Source organism: Terrimonas pollutisoli (genome assembly GCF_029360765.1).
Lineage (GTDB): Bacteria > Bacteroidota > Bacteroidia > Chitinophagales > Chitinophagaceae > Terrimonas_B > Terrimonas_B pollutisoli.
Genome location: NZ_JARKNA010000029.1, coordinates 1 through 23,021, shown reverse-complemented (window position 1 = coordinate 23,021; position 23,021 = coordinate 1). Strand labels below are relative to the sequence as shown.

Genomic DNA, 23,021 nt, shown 5'->3' with positions numbered 1-23,021 from the left:
ATATCATGCTATGAAGAAAATTGTTGTCATCATATTATTATTCGCCATCCTCTTTATCGATGTGTCCTGTAAGAAGGATTTCTTAGAGGTGCATGAAGTAAAAACCTATGTATCGCCTGATGATCTGTACTCCAATTACAACTATGTGCAGCAGGCGGTATGGAATATTTACAGTTATTTACCTGATGGCTTTTCGCTTCTTGATTACGAAGCTGTAACAGAGAATGCAGAAGCAACGGATATCACCTGGGCATCGCACACATTTAATAATGGCATCTGGAATCAATACAATAATCCCGATGGTTCGTGGTGGCGTGACTTTAACGGTATCCGGCAGGCAAATCTTTACCTTGCCAATAAAGACAAGGCAAACATAGATTACATTAAAGGACAGATCATTTCTGCTGATTCATCTGCCCTGTACAATGCACGGAACAATATAAAGTTCATGCAGGGGGAAGCACTGTTCTTAAAGGCGTTCTTTTATTTTGATCTGGTAAAGCGTTATGGCGGTGTGCCAATTATGCATCAGCCATTGAACTATGACGATCCGGCTACCTGGAAAAACATATCCCGCAATACGGTTGACGAATGCATAAAATACATTGTTTCTTTATGCGATTCAGCCGCTAACATTATCCCTTCCAACCTGGCGCCTTATTCATGGTACAGCCAGGGCCGTGTAACATTCGGTGCTATCAAAGCATTGAAGGGAAAAGCATTGCTGTATGCTGCAAGCCCTTTGTTCAAGGACGCCGGCGCTACGGCTACCTGGGCTGATGCGGCGAGTGCATTGCATGATGTTATTGCATCGAATGCTTATTCGCTGGATGCAAATTATAGCAACCTGTTTGGCGCCAATAATGCCAGTTCCAATGAACTGATCTTTTACCGGCGTTACGGCAATATCAATAATATCGAAAGAGATAACTTCCCGATTGTTTTTCAGAATAGCAACGGTAACAGTATTGCACCCACACAAAATTTTGTGGATGAGTTTGAAGTGCTTGAGAAAGATAATAACGGCAATATCACCGGTGCAAGGCCTTTTGATTGGTCGAATCCTGATGATGCTGCCAATCCCTATACAAATCGAGATCCTCGTATGGCGGTAACCGTGGTATATAACGGCGCTACATTTTCTTCTAAGACTATTGAAACATTTACAGGTGGTAACAGTGGCCTGCCAACGCTGAACGCCACCAAAACCGGCTACTATCTTTCAAAATGGGTGAACCAGTCAGTAGACCTGGTGGCAGGCACAAGTTCCGCACACACATGGAGCTATTTCCGGTATGGAGCAATATTGCTGGATTATGCTGAAGCAATGTACAATGCGTATGGGGCAACAGCAGATCCACAAGGCTATGGCATGACGGCATTGGATGCGATTAATCTTGTAAGGCAGCGTGTGAACATGCCTTCATTAAATGCGGCGCAACTTAACCAGCAAAGCATAGAGCATGAACGCAATGTGGAATTAGGTTTTGAAGATCAGCGTTTATGGGATGTACGCAGGTGGAAAAAGGGGACAACCTATTTTAATAAACCTGTAAACCGTATAGAGATCATTAAAAATGGTACTACATATAGCTACACGGTTACAAATCTGGAGAATAGGGTTTTTGAAAATAAAATGACCTGGTACCCTATACCGCAGGATGAGATTACCAAAACCGGCTGGGCACAAAATTCAGGATGGTAAACGAATAACAGTTTTAATAGCTATTATGGAAAATAAAACATTGTTTGCTTTATTCATCATACTGCCTGGATTGTTCGTTTTCCCTTTGGCAGGTTGCACAAAGAAGCTTGATATAGGTAGCTCCACAATAAAAGAAGTTAGCTGGGATTCGAAGGGGATTGTTTATTCAACTACAAAAGGCACCAATGAAAAAATAACTCAAACGGCAACTATTGGTTTTGAGCCCAAGGCACAACCACTGGAAACAGATGTATGTATTTTTATAGATCCATCCCGTCAGTTTCAAAGCATTATTGGTTTTGGCGGTGCGTTGACAGATGCCGCTGCCGAAACGTTTGCAAAACTTTCCCAGACAGCACAGGATTCCGTTCTTACTGCTTATTATGATCCGCAAAATGGAATTGGCTACACATTTGGAAGAACCAATATAAATAGCTGTGATTTTTCAAGCGAATCCTATACTTATGTAAGTGAGAATGATGTTTCGCTTAAGTCATTTTCCATAAACCATGATCTGCACTATAAGATCCCGTTAATAAAAAAAGCGAATGACAAGTTGAAGGGTCAGCTTACTTTATTGGCAAGTCCATGGAGCCCCCCGGCATGGATGAAGGACAATAATGATATGCTACATGGGGGTAAGTTGAAAAAAGAATTTTACCAGGTCTGGGCGGATTACTTTGTAAAGTTTATTCAGGCATATCGTGCAGCAGGTGTTCCTGTTTGGGGTGTTACTATTCAGAATGAACCAATGAACAATGCTCCTTGGGAATCATGCCTCTTTAGCGCTGAAGAAGAAAGGGATTTTATTAAAAACGCTTTGGGTCCCGCCATTGAAAAAAACAATTTTGCTGACAAGAAGATAATTGTATGGGATCACAACCGTGACCTGGTATATCAATATGTAAGTACTATTCTAAAAGATCCGCAAGCAGCAAAATATGTGTGGGGGGCCGGCCTGCATTGGTATGAAACATGGACAAATAATCCGCCAATGTATGACAATGTATTACAAGTGAATAAGGCATTTCCGGATCTGAATCTGCTTTTTACCGAAGGTAGCATGGGCAGAACTCATTTTTACGAAAATAACCCCTGGGCCTTGGGAGAGCTGTATGGCAATAATATCCTGAACGATTTAAACAGCGGTATCAGAGCCTGGTGCGATTGGAACATGCTACTTGATCAGAATGGTGGCCCCAGTCATGTTGGCAATGTTAGTTACGCACCAATCATTGGAAATACAATTTCAGGTAGTATAAATATCAGGAATGAATTCTGCTACATTGGTCAGTTTTCAAAGTTTATTCGTCCGGCAGCAAAGCGCATAGCTGCTTTGACTAACCGTAGTGCATTACAAACAACGGCTTTTATAAATAAAGATGGCAAAGTAGCGGTTGTTGTATTGAACCGGAGCGATGACAACATTTATTATCATATCTGGTCAAATGGTTTTTGGGCAGGCCATACATCAAATGCCCATAGTATTCAAACAATCATTATTGAATAATAAAAATGTTTATGAAATGGGCCATGATAATGCTTGCCACTAACTGGGATGATTACTTGGCGAATTCCATTTGGCCAAAAAACAATAAAAAATAAACAAATGAAAAATAAAATATTTCGTTCCTTACTCGTCATTCAGTCCGCCTTGTTTCTGTGTTTGTTTTTGGGATGCAGGCCCGATAATTTTGGGGACATCAAAACAAAAGAGACAGGTAAAGTATACTTTCCCGATGATGATGGGATTGTTGCTGCACTGAGCAATTATAACATTGATACGGTGAAAAATCTGATCAATTTCCCGGTAACAGTTTACCGTGGTGGCTTTTCGGATTTTGCTCCTTTCGCTGTGAATGTGGCGGCGGATACCAACAGTATTCTCGATTTTATACAATCGGGTAAACTTCCTGCCAACACGGTAGCACTTGATCCATCAGATTACGAGCTTGCTAATACGGATACTATTGCATACACAAACGGGATAATGAAAGGGGCGATCACTCCTAAAATTAAAGTCGCCAATATGAACAAATACAGTGGCAAAAATGCAGCGCTGGGAATCGTTGTGAAAAGTGCGGATAAATTTGATGTAAATACCTCCTCGAACAAAGTGGTCATTTATTTCCCTGTTGATTCACTCGTTGGTAAGGTACATTTTCCTGCCGCTATAAATGATGACAATAGCGTACTTGCGTTGGATGATGATAGTTATACGATAGACAGCGTTGCGAACACAGTTAATTATTCCATACCTATCATGCGGGAAGGTATTGCCGACCTGGCTACAACCGATGTCACCGTCACAGTTGACAATAGTGCAATCGCCGGTATGATAAGCGCTGGTACATTACCCTCCAATACCGTAACATTGAATTCATCGGATTACACATTTAATAATAGTATATCGATGAGCGTTAAAAATGGTGTGCTCCAGGGAAACACAATTCCTAAGATAGACATAGCCAAACTATCGCAGTACGCAGGCTCGGTAGTTGCATTGGGATTAACGATCACTGATTCTAAATTTCCAATTGATGGGAACAGAAATAAGATTGTTGTTTATTTTAATGCAGATGATATTCTTGTTTTATTTGCTCCTCGTGTGAATTTGATCGGAGACATTACCAAATGGGTGCCGGTAAATATTTCCTGGAGCAATGATGTAACGGCAACTATAGATACACAAGCCGGTTCTATTCTGTATAAAGGTGGTAATGGAGGCTGGAACCAGGCAGGCGTCTACCAGGAAGTACGCCTTTATGGTCGCCGGCAATATAAGGTTGATATGCATGTGAAAGGTTCCGGCGCAAACAATGTGTGGTTTGAAGTATGGTTATCAAAGAAGAAACCGCAGGACGGCCAGGATGTTACTACCGGCTGGGACCCTGCTGCAGTGATGTTGCTGAGTTTAAATACGTGGGCTGGCTGCGGGGTGTCTCCTTTCAATGCGCAGCTTTCGGCAATAAGCTGTAATGGCAATGGTGGCACCTTTACCCCACCTACCGGAGGCACGTACTATCTCACCGTAAGAGGTGGGGGAAATGATTTAGGAACCACGGGAATTACTGCTTCCGCATTTGAATTTAAATAAGCATTATAAAAAGATGATGAACAGGCACAGGCATCGGTCTGCCGAAGACGTTGCCGCAGGTTCAGCATCCATTAAAAAATACAATGGCAGAACACTTTATACCTCAAATATCACTATCATACAAGTGTAACGATTCAATATTTTTTTTAGCAGTCGTGTTTTTCTCATGAAGCAGTTTTAGCCTGTTGTTTTTACAACGGGCTTTGCTTTTTTCTTTCAGAGCTAGTTCCGCACTTATTAAAAAATTACAATCGCAGAATATGAATAAACAAGTTTTGGGTGTATCCGTTTCTCTATTTACGTTTATTGCCTCGTTGCATGCGCAAAATAAGAAGACAGGAAACACAAAGTTGCCCCGTAGAGAAAAAGAAGTTGCTGTTTATACTACAGCCCAGAATACGAATTACCGCCTTGCGAAAACAGGAACATTGCCTTTCATAGCAAAACCCCAAGTTGACAATGGGGATGTTTCGATTTTTGTTGATCCTTCACAAACATTTCAGACGATGATTGGCATTGGTGGAGCCTTAACAGATGCTTCCGCAGAAACGTTTTACAAATTGCCTAAGGACAAACAAAGGGAATTACTAACCGCTTATTATAGTAAGGGAAATGATGGAATTGGTTATACACTTGCCCGAACATCCATACAAAGCTGCGATTTTTCGAGTGAGAGTTACAGTTATGTGAAGGAGGCGGATAAGGAACTAAAAACGTTTGATATCAGCCATGATAAAAAGTATCGTATTCCTTTTATTAAGGAAGTAATTGCAGCAACAGGTGGTAAGCTCACTCTGTTTGTCTCACCATGGAGCCCACCAGCTTTTATGAAGAACAGCAAAGAAGTAAAAAAAGGAGGCAAACTATTGCCGGAGTACAGGCAAAGTTGGGCTGATTTCTTTGTTAAGTTTATAAATGCATACCAAAAGGAAGGCGTGCCGGTATGGGGAATGACTGTTCAAAATGAACCCGGAGCCGCATCACCTTGGGAATCTTGTCAATTCAGTGCCGAAGAGGAACGAGATTTTGTAAAAAACTTCTTGGGCCCTACCTTAAAAAAGAATGGTTTAGGCAACAAAAAATTAATCATTTGGGATTTTAACCGTGACTTCGTTTACCAACGAGCCAAAGCAATTTTGGAAGATCCGGAAGTGACAAAATATGTTTGGGGAATAGGATTTCACTGGTATGAAAGTTTTAGCAAAGAAGGTCCCCAACATGACAAAGTACGTTTAGCATACCAGGCATTTCCCAATAAAAACTTACTATTTACAGAAGGTTGTATCGAACATTATGATGCAAATAAAGTAAATGACTGGGCAATGGGAGAAAGATACGGCCTGGCGATGATCAATGATTTTAATGCCGGAACTGTTGGCTGGACCGACTGGAATGTTTTACTTGATGAAAACGGAGGACCAAATCATGTGGGCAATCGTTGTTTCGCTCCCATACATGCAGATATACGTACTGGTGCGTTAACTTATACCAATATATATTACTACATCGGTCATTTCTCAAAATTCATTCATGTAGGAGCCAAACGTATTTCCTGCTCGTACAGCAGCGATAAATTGTTTACAACGGCTTATCAAAATCCCGACGGGACAATTGCTGTTGTCGCAATGAACAAGACTGAGGACAAGATTAATTACTTGCTGTGGATAAAAGACCAAGCGGTTAAACTAACCAGTGAACCGCACTCAATACAGACTTTGCTTGTGAAGCAAAATGGTAGATAGACAATAGGATTAACGTTAGCACATTATCATGTAAAAAATTATGATTAAGATGTCTGCATGCAGATTGTTACCAGTATTTTCCCTGATACAAAACTTTCAGGGGCAAAGCATATAATGTAGAACAGGGCGGCAAATTGTTGCCGGAGTATAGGCAAAGCTGGGCCAATTTCTTTGTGTTTATCAATGCATATCAAAAGGAAGGCGTGCCGGTATGGGGATTAACGGTGCAAAATGAACCTAATGCCGCATCACCATGGGAATCGTGTCAATGCACTGTCGACGAGAAAAAAGGACTTTGTAAAATACTTTCTGGGTCCTACGCTGCAAAAGAATGGCATAGGAAATGAAAGCTAATCATTTGGGATTTTAACCGCGACTTCGTTTACCAACGTGCCAGTACGATTTTGGAAGATGCTAAGGGAGATCAGCTTTTGCTATTTTGTTTATGGCAGTCTTGCTTCAAGAAGTAAAGTTTCAAGAGATACGCTTTATCAATTAGTCCTTGTAACCAAACCTAACTATTAAAAAGTAGACCAAATGCAAACGGCTTTTCTTATCCGTACAAATGGGAAATTAAAATTCATTCCATTTGACGAGGTTCTTTATATCACCGCCAAAAATAATTATTGCCAGATTGTAATCACAAGCAAAAAGAAGTTGCTTGGATCTGTAACCTTGGGTTACATGCATAGAAAACTTCCTGAAAACCTGTTTTGCAGAATTCACCGCTCCTATATCATCTCATTAAAGAAGATTGACTGGCTGGATCATAACTCAGTCACAATTGCAAATGAAAAACTTCCCTTGACCAAAGAGGGTTTCAAAAAAATTACTCAAAAAGTATTGGTCATCTCTCCTGGGCTTGATAATAAACTAAAAATTGAAATGGAAGGTATAAGGGCAGAAAAGTATGCGAAAAAAGCAAAAAGAAAAAAAGGAGTAATGATTTAAAAATCGTTCACCACAGAAAAACGAAGATTCACACAGTTAAAATAAAGATTAAGATAAAAATTTGCTTAGTTGAGATAATAGTACAAGACTGTTTTGAATCTATTAATAATTTTCCACAACCTAAAACTCTAAGCTTATGAGATTATTCCTCTCATTTTTTTACCGGTTCCCATTACCGGCAATTCATGGAAAACGCTACAAGGCTCTTCAAAAGTTATTACGGGTAAAGGTTGTGGTTTATACTGTTAATGATTTGGCTAGGGAAAAAAGATAAAAATCCAAATCAATAAATCGCAGAAATCTCATTCAAATGAACAAGGGCGTTATTAAAATAGGACTGGTCTGGCTAACGATAGCAATTGCTCACTATTGCTCATTTGCACAAGACAGTTCAGAGCTTGATAAAGCTATTGCTCTACCAGCTAAACTCTTTGCGTCACTTGATAAAAAGGCAGCTTCCATTGAGTTAAAACTCGACAGGCAAACAAATAGATATTTGAACAAACTTCAAAGACAGGAAAATAAGTTAAGAAGAAAACTCTTTAAAAAAGATTCAACTCTTGCCAAACAGCTATTTGATGGAGTAGATGAAAAATACAATCAGTTCAAAAACACAACGGGTAATGTGAGCAAGTATCAAAGTGTTTACTCCGGACATTTGGATTCTTTATCCACTGCTCTTAGTTTTTTAGAAGATCAAAACCTAGCTGATAATTCTAAGCTTCAAAAGACACTTTTTCAGTATAAGGAACTCCAACAGAAGCTCAATGCTTCTGATCAAATAAAAAAACAACTGAAGCAAAGGGAGCAGATATTACAAGAGCAATTCAAAAAGTTGGGAATGGTGAAAGAATTAAAGCAGTTTAGAAAGAATGTTTACTACTATCAAGAACAGGTAAAAGAATATAAACAGGCTTTTGAAGATCCTTCTAAACTGGAAGCGAAGCTGATGGAAATGGTAATGAAGCTTCCACAGTTCAAAGATTTCTTTGCAAAGAGTTCATTGCTTGGTTCTCTCTTTGCCATTCCTTCAGGCAACGCTATCAACACTACGGCTTCGCTTGCAGGGCTCCAAACAAGGGCAATGTTCAATCAATCTTTAACTGATCGCTTTTGTTCATCAAGTGCAGTTATGCAGCAACTACAACAAAATGTTCAAAGTGCACAAGGGCAATTAAATCAATTAAAAAATAAGGTTAGCTCTTATTCAAGTGGAAGCTATGGAAATACAAGTGATGGGGATATTCCAGAGTTTAAACCAAACACACAAAAAGCAAAAAGTTTTCTTCAAAGATTGGAGTATGGAGGAAACATTCAATCACAAAAAGCAAGGTATTTCTTTCCGGTTACTTCTGATATAGCGATCTCACTTGGTTATAAAATCAATGATAAATCATCCATTGGGGTAGGTGCTGCTTATAAGCTTGGATGGGGAAGTAACTGGAACAATATCAAAATTTCTTATCAAGGTCTTGGACTAAGAAGCTATCTCGATTGGAAGATCAAAGGAAGCTTTTATTTCTCAGGGGGGTATGAGCAAAATTATAAAAGCATGATTAATTCTGTTAGCCAATTGAGGGATTATTCTGCCTGGCAGACTAGTGGACTTGTTGGAGTTTGTAAGAAATATAGCATAAGCAAAAAGATGAAAGGAGAGATGAAACTGATGTGGGATTTTTTGAGTTACCGGCAGATGCCGAAAGGACCACAAATACTTTTTAGAGTAGGATATAGCTTGAAACAATAAAAGAATTAAAAGATAATTAAAGAAAACTTAAGATTAGTATAATATAAATACCATTTCTTTTTATGAGAAGATTATCAGGTACTGCTGTTGGCCTTATCACCATGTCCGAACGGCCAATAAAGGCATTTTCCCATATCATCGTTTTGTTGTCATGTATTTTTTTAAGTGAGGAATTGTTGGGGCAACCTAGTCCTCCTTCTAATTTATTGCCCACAATTATATCTCCATCTCCAGAGGTAGCTGCTTTTGCGAGATTTGGGAATTATGAAGTCAATCTTTTCAATGGAACGCCAAATATCTCAATTCCAATTTATGAAATAAATGCAGGGGAACTTAAAGTTCCAATTACGCTGACCTACAATGCTTCCGGAATTCGGGTTAACGATATACCTGGCAATGTTGGTACAGGATGGAGTGTAAACGCCGGAGGCGCCATAACAAGAAAAGTCATGGGGGGAATGCCTGATGAATATAATGTCGCACCTGCAAATGCGGGTTATTTTGGGTATCTAAATGGGGGAACAGTAAAGAATTTGGTAATAGGTTCAGCGGAAGAATTAGAATACTTTAGGGAGATTACTGACAGGCACAGGATCGATACCGAACCTGATATATTTTCTTATAATCTACCTGGCAAGAGTGGTAAGTTTCTCTTTCTTCAGGAAGATAGTCTGAAGCCTTTCCTTATACCGTACGAGCCACTACAAATTTCAAATACCATTACAGGTCCCTCCACTATGAACCTAAATATAACCGATGAGTCGGGGATTAATTACCAATTTAATGATAAGGAAAGTTCCACCTATTCACTTCAAAGCACTATTACTTCATCCTGGTTATTATCCAAAATGACATCTTCAAATGATAAGGATGTCATAAGTTTTAATTATTCGAATGCTCCTAATTTGACTCTACAACTTCCCAATGACAACATCACCGTTATCGATGCAGTTTATTCAAATTGTAGTAATGGATTGGAGCCTTACAGTCCAACCCCTGGCCAGACTCCCACTTCCTTATACAACTACAATACAATTTCCCAGAAGAATCTTGAAACCATTGTTTTTAAAAATGGAAAAATTGTGTTTCAATTAGCTCCTGAAGACCGTTTAGATTTAGGACTAACCGGATTAAAAAAGAGGATGCAGAAGATCTTAATTTATGCTTCAAGCGGGTCAGATTACACACTCATTAAGCAAATTGAATTTTATCACAGTTATTTTTTTAGGAATGATAACAGCACCAATTCAAAGCGATTGAAATTGGACAGAATTGTAATCAGTGACGGTGCGGGTGCGAGTATGCAAACTTATAATTTTGAATACAATAACCCCACTGACAACTATGGTCTTCCGGATAAAAATGCAAAGGCAATAGATTATTGGGGATATTATAACGGTAAGTTCCAATCAACCCTGGTACCAAGAACCGATATTTCTTACACCCCGACGGCAAATTCTACAACTCAAAACATTTCAATCGGCGCCAGTACTTACGGCACGAGAGACCCTGCCCCTGCATTTATGCAAGCGGGAATGCTAACAAAAATAACGTATCCTACGGGCGGGTATTCTTTGTTTACATATGAAACAAATCAATATGGTACTAATCCGCCAGTCACAATTTATAATGCCGGAGGGTTAAGAATAAAAAAAATTGAAAGCTATGATGGGATTTCTGCAACACCTTTAACAAAGACATATGTTTATGGTCAAAACGAAAGTGGATACGGAGTCAAAAATTTTGTGCTGGAAAACTTTTATTTTCAAACCAGGTCGGCCAGGAGGTACTGGGCGCTGCCTGATGGATTGAATTACGTACAATGCGCTGGTGAAAATATAAGAACGTTTTTGGCAAATCCCACAAATGATACTGAACCATGGGATGCAGCCCCCGTTGTTTATCCTTATGTAACAGAGTATACCGGTGATGGCACGGCCAATACCGGCAAAGTTGTTTATCAATTTGACTATCAACCCGATAATGTTTTAATTTCTCAGTTTATGGGTGGAAGCCCATTTATATTATCAAACCACTACCATAGGGGACAAATATTGTTTAAAACAACTTATAGGAAAAATGCGGATAACTCTTACGCCATGGTTGCCCAGACAGAAAACCATTATTCCGCTTTTCCTGATGTCCAGAAGAATTATAGCGCTTTATCGGTTACTCATAATCTCTATTCAGATGGTCCGACTCGATTTGGGCAAGATGTAGAATCGCAACTGCCACCGGCAAATGAAGGGTTCTACGGTTGGAATGGTTCAATGGAGTATATGTCTTTTTATTATCCTATTCAAACCGGAGATAAAAAACTTACAGAAACAATTGAAAGGATCTATGATCAGAATGACCCGCTAAAGGTATTGGCAACAACAACCAATTATAGTTATAACAATTTTAACCATCAGCAAGCTACTTCTACTACGACCACAAATAGCAAAGGGGAAGTTATTGAAAGGCAGTTAAAGTATCCTCATGATTTTGTTGGTCAGCAGCCCTATACTGATATGGTTAATGTAAAACACATGTGGTCGCCGGTAGTTGAGCAGTTGACTTACAAGAATCCAACTACAGCCAATCAATTTTTGCAGTCCACCAGAACGAACTATGATTACTGGTATGCCGGTACATGGGGAAATAACAGTACAGGTAGCATTATTGTGCCTCGCACAGCAGAGGCCAAAACATTAAATGTAAACAATGCCTACGATACCCGTCTTCGCTACCATTCTTATGATGACAATGGTAACGTAACTACAGTTTCCAAAGAAAACGATGCACAGAAAGTGTACGTGTGGGGTTATAATAAAACTTATCCTGTAGCTGAAGTGGTTGGTGCTTCGTATAGCAGTGTGATGGCTGTGCTCAATCAAACCATATTAAATAATCCTGCTGATGACGCAACTCTGCGTACAGAACTCAATAAGATAAGAACAAATTTCCCTTCCGCCCAGGTAACAACCTATACTTACAGGCCTCTTGTTGGCATGACTTCCCAAACGGATGTTAATGGCAGGACGACATATTTTGTATATGATGCTTTTAACAGGCTTGCGTTCATAAAAGATAAAGATGGCAACGTGGTAAAAAAGTTCTGTTACAACTACCAGGATCAATCAGGCAACTGTTCTATTTATGGCAATGTTGTAAAGAGCCAAAGCTTTACCAGGAATAATTGTCCTTCGGGTCAAACAGGTGGGTCGGTCACTTTTACGGTTCCTGCAAACACGTATTATGCCTCTACACAAACCGATGCTGATGCGCTGGCCCAGGCTGACGTAAATGCAAATGGTCAGAACTATGCCAATACCAACGGTTCTTGTACTGCAGCCCAGGTAACGGTCAGTGGATATAACTATGGTAATGTTCCTTATCAGGTGATATTTTCTGGTTCGTCAGGTACATACAATTTGTACCTATACCCTAGTAGTAGCAGTAGTAGTATATCTATGCCACAGGGCACATATAATGTAACATTCTATCCTTATACCACGGATGGTGTTTCAAGGTATTTATATGCCAGCGGTTCTTCTACCTACGCTGCAGGGCAGTACACATTTTCCAACATCAGCATAAGCTCTGGTTCCTATGTTCAAATTGGATATTAGACTTTAAAAGCTTTATAAACATGAAACTTCTTTTTTTATACATCAGCACAATTCTTATAAGTGCTACTTCTGGTGATTTTTACGATATCAAGTTCGAAACTATTGAAGGCAGTATTATTAAAACATCTGCTTACCAGGGCAAAAAAATAGTGGTCGCCGTCGTAAGCGGCAATACAGCAGGAGTAGCGCTTGTGCGCTATTTAGATTCTGTTCAAAAAGAAACTGCAAACCTGCAGGTAATAGCCATACCTACCGACGATTTTGATGGAAGCATAAGTACCCAGGATTTAAAAGAACTAAAAAAGAATATCTCCATTGTTGTCACCAGACCGCTTAAAGTAAAGAAAGCAAACGCTTCGCTTCAGCACCCGCTTTTCCAGTGGTTGACACTGGTTCAGCAAAACCAGCATTTTGATCACGACGTGGAAGCTGAAGGGCAGGTATTTGTGGTAAGTGCAAAAGGAACTTTATATTCAGTACTGCCAAAAGACACACCTGCAAAAGTGCTTTTAATGGTCATCAATGAACCATTTAAAGAATAACAAAGCCATCATATAACCTCAACCAACTGACTATATATGAAGTATCTGCTTCAAAAACAAAGAAAACAAAAAATATTACTGGACATTTTTGTTTTAGCCCTTATACTTGTACCCTTCTTTTCACAGGCACAGGGTGCTAATATGAGTAATCCTATCGTGATGGGCACTTATGGTGCCGGCACGTATACATACAGTGATACAAGGAATACCAGCAGCTATGGCAATGATTACGGACAAACAAGCGCTGATATTTTTTACCAGTTTACTGTAAACGGAACTACCACCATCAGTATCTCCACCTGCGGTTCAGGTTGGGACACCTACCTGCACCTGCTAAACAGCAGTGGAGGTTCCGTTATTTTAAATGATGATAATGGAGCAGCCTGCTCTGGCCTTACGGCTTCCATTGTTATTCCGTCGAGCCAGACAACTATCACCTCACTTGCGGCAGGTACTTACTTTATTGTAGCAGAAGGATTCAGTAGCAATACAGGAACAGTCAGTCTTTCAGTTTCCTTTACGGTACAGGGAGCCCCTACTTACAATACAAAAAATTTCATTCGTACCTGGGAAGCCACTGCACCGGAAACAAATGCCAATACTCTTATGGATAAAGGGTTAAAGGAAGTAAAACAATCCATTACTTATTTTGACGGGTTGGGAAGACCGGAACAATCGGTAATAAAGAAAGGTTCACTGGTTACTTCTTCAGGTGCAAACACAGATTTAGTAACGCCTTTTGAATATGACCAGTTTGGACGGGAAATAAAAAAATACCTGCCCTATGTTGCCACAACATCCGATGGCTTGTACAAAACCACAGCGTCTGCCGATCAATTATCGTTTAATCAAAGCTGGTATAACTCACAAAATGAAAACAGTTTTTATGCTCAAACCGATTTTGAAGCGTCGCCCTTGAACAGGGTAAGCAAACAAATGGCGCCGGGTGCAAGCTGGGCCGGCAGTTCAAGAGGTGTATCCACTAACTATTGGATCAATACCGCCACCGATGCTGTCAGGATATGGAATGTTACCAATGGCACATTACCAGCTTTTGGCACCTATAGTTCACCCGGTGCATACGGGGCAGGAGAATTATATAAAAATGCAACAGTTGATGAACACAATAAGCAGGTAATAGAATTTAAGGATAATGAGGGAAAAATAATTTTAAAAAAAGTACAGCTAACAGCTGCGGATGATACAGGAGCCGGGAGCGATCACACGGGTTGGCTTTGCACCTACTATATGTATGATGACCTGGGTAACCTGCGTTGTGTGATCCAACCCCAGGGCGTTGAGTTATTGAGAATCGCTAACTGGGCGGCAGCAACGCTGACCGCTATTCTGCCGGAGCAATGCTTCCGTTATGAATATGATAGCCGTAATCGGATGGTGATGAAAAAAGTTCCGGGGGCCAACGAAGTGTATATGGTCTATGATACCAGGGACAGGTTGGTCATGACACAGGACGCTAAATTAAGAGCGATAAATAAATGGTTGATTACTTTATACGATGAGCTGAACCGACCCATTCAAACCGGGTTACTGTTAAATACATATACCTCACCTGCGGCCGCCAAAACATTTGTACAACATCTTACTGATGCGGCCAGCAGCACAGCTTATCCTTTTGCAGTGGCAACACCACCCACTATAACCTATTGGGAATACCTGACCAAAACTGGTTATGATGATTATAATACTATTCCCGCAGCCAGCGGTCTCACGTCAGCCATCGATAATACCTATAACAATAGCACTTATGGTATAAATACTACTTATAATGTGTCACCGGACTATGCTCAACAAATACCTTCCACTGCATCAGTGCAAACAAAAGGCATGGTAACCTGGACGGAAACAAAGGTATTGGGTACAACTACTTATTTATATACGGTAAACCTCTACGATGATAAAGGACGAATGGTACAGGTGAAAAGTAAAAACATAACCGGGGGAGCTGATTTGGTAACCACGCAATACAGTTGGGCGGGTCAGCCATTGGTAAATATATTCAAACAGGTAAAGGCAGGGACCAATACGCAAACAACCGTCACTGTTACCAAGATGACTTATGATGACCTGGGCCGACTGGTACAAACGGACAAAAAAGTACAGAATACCAATGTAAACAGCAATGCGGTGCCGGCGAGTTATATCACGGTGAACAAAAACGAATACGATGCCTTGGGTCAATTAAAGAAAAAGAAAATTGGCAATAAAACCGGAGCACCCGCCGGTACGCCGTTGGCTAATCTTGATTATGACTACAATGTTCGCGGTTGGCTGCTTTCCATCAATAAAGATTATATCACTGCTTCTTCTAACAGCGACCAGTATTTTGGAATGCAACTTGGCTATGATAAAAATGGCAGTCTTGGAACTTTTGCACCGCAGTATAATGGTAATATCAGCGGTGCACTGTGGAAAGCTGAGGGCGATCAACAGAAACGGAAATATGATTTTACCTATGATGCGGTTAACCGGCTGACAAAAGGCGATTTTACCCAATATATAACCGGTAGCGGCACGGCAGCCACTTTTAATACCAGTGCCGGTATTGACTTCAGCATCGGCGGTGATCCCTCAACCGGGGGTACCCTAAAATATGACGCCAATGGTAATATCACCCAGATGTGGCAGACTGGTTTAAAAATAAACACCTCATCAGTCATTGATAAGCTGACCTATACTTATAATACCAATAGTAATAAGCTGCTCAAGGTCTTTGACAATGTTACTCCCACTACGGACAATGGCAAGTTGGGAGACTTTAAGGATGGTACCAGTGGCAGCGGTAATGATTATACCTATGATGTGAACGGTAATCTTACAGCTGATAACAATAAAGCCATCAGCGCCATTACCTACAATCATCTGAACCTACCCCTGGTCATAACGGTAACCGGTAAAGGGACGATAACTTATACTTATGATGCCGCAGGCAACAAGCAGAAGAAAACAACTGCCGAAACAGGGGCCACAGTAGTATACAATGGAACTACCTATACTGCTATTGCAATAACCACCACTACCACTTACCTGGGCGGCGCTATTTTTGAAAGCAAGGCCTATACCAATAACACGACATTAAATACTGCTTTAGGCTATACGGATAAGTTGCAGTTTATTGGTCAGGAGGAAGGAAGGATAAGAGGGCTTTATGATAATAGCGCCAGCCCCAATACCCTCACCGGTTTTGCATATGATTATATGCTAAAAGATCATTTGGGTAATGTGCGGACTTTATTGACGGAGGAACAAAAAACAATCTACTACCCGGCAGCTACCCTGGAAGGCACCTATAGTGCGACAAGTCCGCAGACCAATAGTATGATCAATTATGAAAAACAGTTTTACAATATTGATAATACAAAAGTGGTGGCTGAAACAGATATAGCCTCCTGGCCCACGGAATCGGTAGCCAATACCAAGTTGTATTATAATCACAATGGCAATCCGCCATCGAATCTCAGTTACCCATCGGGCTGCACACCGGTGCAAACCGATGGCAGCACCAAATTGTATAAGTTGAACGCCGCCACTAACCGTACAGGCCTTGAGTTTGTCATCAAAGTAATGGCAGGTGATAAGATTGACATCTTTGGCAAATCCTATTTTTTAAACACCGGCACGGTCAATAATGCCAACTCAACGGCGCTTGACCTGGCCACAGTGATGGCTAATTTATTAACAGCTCCTGCTAATTCAATAGGTGCAAAGGGCGTACTGGCCGGTGACCTGGCAACTTGGAACACGGGATTGGTACCTTCTTCTTTCTTCAGGGGCGTCAATGGCGAAACGACTACCATCCCCAAAGCCTATATCAACTATATTTTCCTGGATGAACAATTTAAATATGCCGGTGGCAGTTTTAGCAGGGTCGGCAGCAGTGGTGTGGTGAAAGATCATTGGTATGTTGATGCAGCCGCACTGCAAAACATCACCGTACCAAAGAATGGCTATATATTTGTGTATGTTAGCAACGAGAGCAACCTCGACGTGTTCTTTGATAATTTGCAGGTGATCCATAAACCAGGACCATTATTAGAGGAAACGCATTATTATCCGTTCGGACTCGTCCAACAAGGGATAAGCAGTAAAGCATTAGCTTTCGGCAATCCAGAGAATAAATTTAAATACAATGGAAAGGAAGAACAACGTAAAGAGTTCTCTGATGGTTCTGGACTTGAATTGTTGGATTACGGCGCAAGGATGTATGATAACCAGATTGGCCGCTTTCACACACAAGATAGATTTGCAGAAAAATATTTCTCATTAAATCCATATCATTATACTGCTAATAATCCTATTAGGTATGTTGATGTAAACGGAGATAGTGTTATTGATAGAAATGGAATAATTGCAGGTATTGAGAGTACAATAAATTCACAGATAACATTCCTCAATGGCCTCGTAAAAGGCGGTACACTGCCAGCAGGAGTTACCGCAGCAGATGTAAGAGCTTATGTTGGTGAACTGAATGGAGTTTTGACAGATATTAATACTTTAAAATCATCTGATGTTATCTATGATGTTTATACTGATGCAACAGGAGGAACTGCAGCAGGCCAAGGTGAAACAAGGTATAATGCTACAACCGGTCATGTTGATATTGCATTTGATGCAGCGGTCCGACCTGCTGACATCTATCTTCAAAGCCATGAAATAAAACATGGTGTTCAATTTGACAGAGGCGAAATATCATTAATGGCTAATGGGAAAGGAGCAGGCCGTCTCACAGACATAACAGACGAGGTTCAGGCTAATAATAGACAAGAGGGCGTAGCAGCAGGATTGATAGGATATAGAGGAAGAACTGTCTATACAGATGCAACCCTTAGGCAAAAGGTATTCCCTGATGGTCAACAATATTACAAAGCACTTCAAAATGGTCCTGTTGATATAAACTCACCACAAGGGAAGGCTTTACGGCAAGAAACAATGAGGGCCGGCTATACAGGTCAATCTGCTACCGAGATTTATAATGGCAGTCGGAGAGATTATTCTGTTGGCGCAGCACTTAAGGCGACGATACAAGCAATACAAAAAGCAATACACTAAAAATGCCAGTAATGAAGTCAATATATTTTTTGTTTGTTAGTTTTTTTACAGCTACTCAATTGTTTTCTGTTAAAGAAAATTATAATCCTAATGAAGTTATATATCATTGCTCAGGGGATACAAGTATTTATAAAAGATATCAAAGCAGAAGAGATTCTTCTTCATATGGCTTTAGCGAGAAACTTGAACTAAAGAAAGATTCTACGTTTACTTATTCATTGAGGGCAGACCTGATTTATAAAAGTACAGAAGGTAAATGGCAAATTGAAAATGGCAATCTTAAGTTAATAGACAGAGACACGTCTAAGCCAATCATAATTAATGAAAAGTTTATTAGCACTATCCCTAAAGGCGTAAAACGTTTTGAAATCTCAGCATTTAATGGGAATGATTTGGGGTATGATTTATATATAAAGCTTAAAGGAAATAAGTTTATTAAAAAGAGTGATTCAAAAAGAGTTCTGGATGTGCCTGTAAGCAAGTGTAAGTTCTTTAAAATTAAATCTGTCAAGGAGTATGATATTTTTTTCCCAAAAAGGAAATCAAATTATTTTCAGGTTTTGATAAATACACAGAATGCTTTGTTGGAAAAACTATGGCATATAGATAATAGAAGGATATATCCTATAAGCAACCGAAGTAAGGGTTCTTCAAATTACTATTTAGAAGAATTTTGAAACAGTAAATGGAAAAGCTTGAATAATAAAGTCCGGCGGGCTTTGTATTTTAAATCCCCCGGTAAGCGATGATGTAACCGGAGCAGCATTAAAAGAACATTTTTTACACGGAAGAGAAATAACTAAAAGCGGATACCTGTATATTTACGTGAGCAATGAAACGCATCACCAGGAAGTGTTCTTTGATAATTTGCAGGTAACACACATTAGAGGCCATTACTGGAGGAAACGCATTATTATCCGGGTGGGTTGACGATGCAAGGTATAAGTTCGAAGGCATTAAGCTTTGGAAATCCTGAAAACAAAAAGAAATATCAGGGCAACGAATACAATACAGATTTTGACATTAATCTTTATGAAACTTTCTTCCGTTCACATGACCCGCAAATTGGAAGGTTCTGGCAGATAGACCCCAAGCCAACGGATTGGGAAAGTCCTTACGCTGCGATGGGAAACAATCCCATATTGAATATTGATATTTTAGGTGATAGCATTGCACCGGGCAGAACAAGAGGAAAAAATTTCTTTGTAACAGCAGATAAAGAGCTTCGAAAAAAGGACATTGAAGAACACACACCAACGAAGGGGGTATTTAAAAAATTATAAGGATTCTTTGGCAGTGCCTATGCCGTTGACAATGCGAAGGCAAGAATAAAGTCAGTATTGAGCTTCGGCAAAATGAAAGTTATCACTGCCTCAAATGCTAAAGAAGCTACAGACAAAATCATTGGTAAGTTAGGAGATAAAGGATACGTCAAAAATTTGACGATAGACTATCATGCAGGAACATTCGGGAATGAATCGCTAAGCAGTAGTACAACCGAACTAAGCAGACTTGCAGGCGGCTATGCGGGAGATGCTACAACTTGTTATTTAGGGCAATGTTGGGCCGGAGGAAACACAGCATCAGGTGCTCCTGATAATACAGATGACATTAGTAATGCTCTTGACGGAGCAACAACTTATGGCAACCAAGCAGCAGCAAGTTCTATCTCGTTTGCATTATTTAGTCACTTTATTGGAGTTGTACCCCAGCCTTATGGAAAGACCGAGGCAAATCGTGCTGCTGTGGGAAAACATACTGTTACTGGCAGAGATCCAACGACGGGGGCAACAACTACACGAACGACAACGAATATCATTCGGATTGAGAACTCCGGTAAGATAGTTGAAGAAGAATAACCAATAAAATGGCTACTATGAAGTGTCTAATTTTTATATCGATGATTACATTCTTAACATCATGCGGCAGTGCCCAGAAATTAATAGAAAAAACTACTGCCGATAACGGTAAAGCTACTGTTAAGAAAGATTTATTTAGCGGTATTGATTACATCTATGTCGAAAAAAAATTAAAGAACAAAATACAATACAAGCTTATTTACGATTGTGAGTGTGGTATAAACAATAAAATATCCTTGCGGAGAGAAGATTTATCAAACCGCAAGCAAACAACAGTTTGGACAGCCGTAACGGATACAACGAATGGCCCAAATTTTTTTGGTGAAACTATAACAGCTAACAGGCTGTATTCTCCAGTTGAATTTATGCTTATTACAGAAGAAGAAAGAAGTTTGCTTGAAGAAGGACTTAGTAAAGTTGATAAAGCATGTTGTAAGAATCCAGATAAACCAATCAGTAAAGTTGTTGGTTATGTGCGAGTGAAATTGAATTAAACAACAAAGCCCCTTCGGGGGCTTTTGTTTTATTGAGCAAGTTTTTGCTTCATCTCCTGCTGGAAAAGAAAAGCATCAATAAGTTTGGAAACAACGGTTTTATTTTCTTCCGACAGTTCTGAAATCCTATTGAACTGATTAATCAAAGTTTTATCTGTTATATTCTCTGCTGCTAAATCAGCGGTAGTACCCGTTCATTAAATAATCAGTAGAGACATCGAGAGCATTAGCCATTTTTCTAAGAGCATCAGCCGAAGGACTTGCTTCATTGCGTTCATACCTTCCAATCTGTGAGTAATGTATTTTAACCAGCTTGCCGAACTTCTCTTTAGTAAGCCCTTTAGCTTCCCTTGCTTCTTTAAGCCTTTGCCCGAAGGAAGATTTTGCCGTTTTACACAGCAAACAGGCTATACGTTTGCAAGACGAGATGGAACTGTGTATATATACAATTCAACAGGTGTAGTGGCAAGCTTGCCAGATAAAATACTAAGGAGGTAATACCATGAGTTTTTTCAAATTGTTTATATATAGTCAATTACTTTTTTTCTTTTCAAGAGCCGAGTCTCAAAATGTTTTCATTAAACAAATAGATAGTATTGTTTATGAAGATTACGAGGGAAATCATTTTAGTCAGGAAAAGCAAAAGGCTGCAAAACTTTGTGCTGAGTATATCAGAGCGTATTACGGCCAAAGCGATATACCCTTGATATATTTGGATATTGATGATAGGAAAGATAGTATTAGTGCAGTTGGATTGGCTTATGATAATTTGTATGGAAATGCTTTAGAAAACAATACTTATAATAGGCAGAGTAAATATTATAAACCAGGCATACGAATAAAACTTCATGGCAGCGATTACAATAATGAGGCCATGCTAAAGTTATTGGATTACGGGGTAAATAATTTTGAAGTCTTAAAAAAGAGAAGTGATAAAGTTGCCAAGTTAGATTATTACGACAGGCCTAAAAGTCCCGTTCTATCTTTATCCCGACTAAATAAAATACTGAGGAAACCGGCAAATCGAAAAATTAAAGGCTTTATGTCAGCAAACAAATAACAGCAAGCCCGGCGCAGTCGGGCTTCTTTGTTTAAATGGCTTTAAGCTTCACACTTTTGATAAGTGCATCGAGGGTATAGAGGATATGCTTTTTATCTTCATCAGGGAAAGAAGCAATATCATTGAGCCTTTTAAGCATGGCTGTATCTTTAAGCACATCCTGTTTTTTGCTCTCACCTAAAAGATAACCCATTGTTGTATCCAGAGCAGCAGCAATATTTTAACCACATCAATAGAAGGTTTTACTTCATCCCGTTCGTACTTGCCGATGATGGAATGATGCACAGAAAGCAAACGGGCCAGCTCACTTTGTGAGATGTTTTTTTCTTCCCGGTTCCCCCGGTTCTCTGTAGTTTGTCTTACAACGAAAATCTGAAAGAATAAAAAAAGATGAAAGGTTGTGCTGACACCCAAAGCTTTTTGACATTGGATGAGCAGTTTAAGCTTAATACCGGGGCCTCCTTCTACATGGGTAATGATGGCGAGTTTAAAACCATTACTCATACGGCCAACATACTAAAGAACGGTTATATTTATATTTATGTTAGCAATGAAACACCTAATATTGATGTGTTCTTTGATAATTTGCAGGTGTCGCATGTGAGAGGGCCGTTGTTGGAGGAAACGCATTATTATCCGGGCGGGTTGATAATGAACGGCATCTCCTCAAAGGCTTTAGCCTTCGGTACTCCAAACAACAAGCTTAAATTTAACGGTAAGGATGAACAGAGACAGGAGTTCAGTGATGGAAGTGGTTTAGAGTGGTTGGACTTTGGGGCAAGAATGTATGACAACCAAATTATGCGTTGGCATGCCATTGATCCGCTTGCTGATCTCTCAAGAAGATGGTCTCCTTATACATACTGCTATAATAATCCCATAATATTCGTTGATCCTGATGGAATGTTTGGGGATTTTTATGATCAAAAGGGTAACAAGATAGGAACAGATGGAGTAGATGATGGTAAGACTTATGTTGTAACGAATAAAGATGAAGTCAAAACGATTAAGGCAACCGATAAAGCAGGAGGCAAAACTGATGTGAGTAGTGTTAAATCAGCAGTGAAGCTACCAAGTGCTTTTGTAAGAGGTGAAATGGGAAAAGCTGTTGACCGTATGGAGAAGCGAAATGATAATCGTAAA

At 39.8% G+C, this 23,021-nt stretch carries 19 protein-coding genes; 16 read left to right on the top strand and 3 right to left on the bottom strand.

Going from position 1 to position 23,021, the window contains the following annotated elements; genetic code table 11:
• Window positions 1–10: 10 nt before the first annotated feature.
• The 14 genes from P2W73_RS25270 (at window position 11) to P2W73_RS25210 (ending at window position 20,818) form a co-directional block, all read left to right on the top strand.
• Window positions 11–1,705, top strand: a complete 1,695-nt coding sequence (locus tag P2W73_RS25270; RefSeq protein ID WP_276504894.1) for a RagB/SusD family nutrient uptake outer membrane protein — start codon at window positions 11–13, stop codon at window positions 1,703–1,705.
• A gap of 25 nt (window positions 1,706–1,730) precedes the next feature.
• Window positions 1,731–3,215, top strand: a complete 1,485-nt coding sequence (locus P2W73_RS25265; RefSeq protein WP_276504893.1) for a glycoside hydrolase family 30 protein — start codon at window positions 1,731–1,733, stop codon at window positions 3,213–3,215.
• 99 nt (window positions 3,216–3,314) lie between these two features.
• A complete protein-coding gene (locus tag P2W73_RS25260) occupies window positions 3,315–4,802 on the top strand; it encodes a hypothetical protein (RefSeq protein WP_276504892.1) in 1,488 nt (495 codons plus the stop codon).
• Between the two features lie 260 nt (window positions 4,803–5,062).
• Window positions 5,063–6,544, top strand: coding sequence for a glycoside hydrolase family 30 protein (locus P2W73_RS25255; protein WP_276504891.1), 1,482 nt, complete (start codon window positions 5,063–5,065; stop codon window positions 6,542–6,544).
• A 134-nt stretch (window positions 6,545–6,678) separates the two neighbouring features.
• A complete protein-coding gene (locus P2W73_RS26620) occupies window positions 6,679–6,891 on the top strand; it encodes a hypothetical protein (RefSeq protein WP_369127540.1) in 213 nt (70 codons plus the stop codon).
• 190 nt (window positions 6,892–7,081) lie between these two features.
• Window positions 7,082–7,495, top strand: coding sequence for a LytR/AlgR family response regulator transcription factor (locus tag P2W73_RS25250; RefSeq protein WP_276504890.1), 414 nt, complete (start codon window positions 7,082–7,084; stop codon window positions 7,493–7,495).
• Between the two features lie 310 nt (window positions 7,496–7,805).
• Window positions 7,806–9,242, top strand: a complete 1,437-nt coding sequence (locus P2W73_RS25245; protein ID WP_276504889.1) for a hypothetical protein — start codon at window positions 7,806–7,808, stop codon at window positions 9,240–9,242.
• A gap of 62 nt (window positions 9,243–9,304) precedes the next feature.
• Window positions 9,305–12,856 (top strand): DUF5977 domain-containing protein, encoded by a 3,552-nt coding sequence (locus tag P2W73_RS25240; protein WP_276504888.1) that lies wholly within the window; start codon window positions 9,305–9,307, stop codon window positions 12,854–12,856.
• A 20-nt stretch (window positions 12,857–12,876) separates the two neighbouring features.
• Window positions 12,877–13,398, top strand: a complete 522-nt coding sequence (locus tag P2W73_RS25235; protein ID WP_276504887.1) for a hypothetical protein — start codon at window positions 12,877–12,879, stop codon at window positions 13,396–13,398.
• 36 nt (window positions 13,399–13,434) lie between these two features.
• Window positions 13,435–18,465 carry a DUF6443 domain-containing protein gene (locus tag P2W73_RS25230; protein WP_276504886.1) on the top strand — a complete coding sequence of 1,677 codons (5,031 nt, stop codon included), beginning with the start codon at window positions 13,435–13,437 and terminating at the stop codon, window positions 18,463–18,465.
• Window positions 18,466–18,476: 11 nt separating this feature from the next.
• A complete protein-coding gene (locus P2W73_RS25225) occupies window positions 18,477–19,142 on the top strand; it encodes a hypothetical protein (RefSeq protein WP_276504885.1) in 666 nt (221 codons plus the stop codon).
• A gap of 255 nt (window positions 19,143–19,397) precedes the next feature.
• A complete protein-coding gene (locus tag P2W73_RS25220; protein ID WP_276504884.1) occupies window positions 19,398–19,748 on the top strand; it encodes an RHS repeat-associated core domain-containing protein in 351 nt (116 codons plus the stop codon).
• A gap of 72 nt (window positions 19,749–19,820) precedes the next feature.
• Window positions 19,821–20,324 carry a hypothetical protein gene (locus tag P2W73_RS25215; protein WP_276504883.1) on the top strand — a complete coding sequence of 168 codons (504 nt, stop codon included), beginning with the start codon at window positions 19,821–19,823 and terminating at the stop codon, window positions 20,322–20,324.
• A gap of 17 nt (window positions 20,325–20,341) precedes the next feature.
• A complete protein-coding gene (locus P2W73_RS25210) occupies window positions 20,342–20,818 on the top strand; it encodes a hypothetical protein (RefSeq protein WP_276504882.1) in 477 nt (158 codons plus the stop codon).
• Between the two features lie 177 nt (window positions 20,819–20,995).
• Here P2W73_RS25210 and P2W73_RS25205 read toward each other — a convergent pair whose 3' ends face one another.
• The gene (locus tag P2W73_RS25205; protein WP_276504881.1) at window positions 20,996–21,220 is read right to left on the bottom strand and encodes a helix-turn-helix domain-containing protein; all 225 of its coding nucleotides are present in this window, start codon (window positions 21,218–21,220) and stop codon (window positions 20,996–20,998) included.
• Between the two features lie 100 nt (window positions 21,221–21,320).
• Between P2W73_RS25205 and P2W73_RS25200 the strand changes: the two genes are divergently transcribed.
• On the top strand, window positions 21,321–21,878 hold the full coding sequence (locus tag P2W73_RS25200) for a hypothetical protein (RefSeq protein WP_276504880.1): 558 nt from the start codon (window positions 21,321–21,323) through the stop codon (window positions 21,876–21,878).
• A 31-nt stretch (window positions 21,879–21,909) separates the two neighbouring features.
• Here P2W73_RS25200 and P2W73_RS25195 read toward each other — a convergent pair whose 3' ends face one another.
• Entirely contained in the window at window positions 21,910–22,071 is a 162-nt protein-coding gene (locus P2W73_RS25195; RefSeq protein ID WP_276504879.1) for a hypothetical protein, read from the bottom strand.
• Entirely contained in the window at window positions 22,056–22,382 is a 327-nt protein-coding gene (locus tag P2W73_RS26615; protein WP_369127539.1) for a helix-turn-helix domain-containing protein, read from the bottom strand. The genes P2W73_RS25195 and P2W73_RS26615 overlap by 16 nt, the downstream gene beginning before the upstream one ends.
• Between P2W73_RS26615 and P2W73_RS25190 the strand changes: the two genes are divergently transcribed.
• The coding region (locus P2W73_RS25190; RefSeq protein ID WP_276504878.1) for an RHS repeat domain-containing protein at window positions 22,269–23,021 on the top strand (753 nt) is incomplete at its 3' end. The two genes, P2W73_RS26615 and P2W73_RS25190, sit on opposite strands and share 114 nt — an antisense overlap.

What these genes read in the sequence shown, in the direction of transcription:
- P2W73_RS25270 (WP_276504894.1), top strand. Translation starts at nt 11, where the DNA reads ATGAAGAAAATTGTTGTCATCATATTATTATTCGCCATCCTCTTTATC.
- P2W73_RS25265 (WP_276504893.1), top strand. Translation starts at nt 1,731, where the DNA reads ATGGAAAATAAAACATTGTTTGCTTTATTCATCATACTGCCTGGATTG.
- P2W73_RS25260 (WP_276504892.1), top strand. Translation starts at nt 3,315, where the DNA reads ATGAAAAATAAAATATTTCGTTCCTTACTCGTCATTCAGTCCGCCTTG.
- P2W73_RS25255 (WP_276504891.1), top strand. Translation starts at nt 5,063, where the DNA reads ATGAATAAACAAGTTTTGGGTGTATCCGTTTCTCTATTTACGTTTATT.
- P2W73_RS25250 (WP_276504890.1), top strand. Translation starts at nt 7,082, where the DNA reads ATGCAAACGGCTTTTCTTATCCGTACAAATGGGAAATTAAAATTCATT.
- P2W73_RS25245 (WP_276504889.1), top strand. Translation starts at nt 7,806, where the DNA reads ATGAACAAGGGCGTTATTAAAATAGGACTGGTCTGGCTAACGATAGCA.
- P2W73_RS25240 (WP_276504888.1), top strand. Translation starts at nt 9,305, where the DNA reads ATGAGAAGATTATCAGGTACTGCTGTTGGCCTTATCACCATGTCCGAA.
- P2W73_RS25235 (WP_276504887.1), top strand. Translation starts at nt 12,877, where the DNA reads ATGAAACTTCTTTTTTTATACATCAGCACAATTCTTATAAGTGCTACT.
- P2W73_RS25230 (WP_276504886.1), top strand. Translation starts at nt 13,435, where the DNA reads ATGAAGTATCTGCTTCAAAAACAAAGAAAACAAAAAATATTACTGGAC.
- P2W73_RS25225 (WP_276504885.1), top strand. Translation starts at nt 18,477, where the DNA reads ATGAAGTCAATATATTTTTTGTTTGTTAGTTTTTTTACAGCTACTCAA.
- P2W73_RS25220 (WP_276504884.1), top strand. Translation starts at nt 19,398, where the DNA reads ATGCAAGGTATAAGTTCGAAGGCATTAAGCTTTGGAAATCCTGAAAAC.
- P2W73_RS25215 (WP_276504883.1), top strand. Translation starts at nt 19,821, where the DNA reads ATGAAAGTTATCACTGCCTCAAATGCTAAAGAAGCTACAGACAAAATC.
- P2W73_RS25210 (WP_276504882.1), top strand. Translation starts at nt 20,342, where the DNA reads ATGAAGTGTCTAATTTTTATATCGATGATTACATTCTTAACATCATGC.
- P2W73_RS25200 (WP_276504880.1), top strand. Translation starts at nt 21,321, where the DNA reads ATGAGTTTTTTCAAATTGTTTATATATAGTCAATTACTTTTTTTCTTT.
- P2W73_RS25195 (WP_276504879.1), bottom strand. Translation starts at nt 22,071, where the DNA reads ATGGGTTATCTTTTAGGTGAGAGCAAAAAACAGGATGTGCTTAAAGAT.
- P2W73_RS26615 (WP_369127539.1), bottom strand. Translation starts at nt 22,382, where the DNA reads ATGAGTAATGGTTTTAAACTCGCCATCATTACCCATGTAGAAGGAGGC.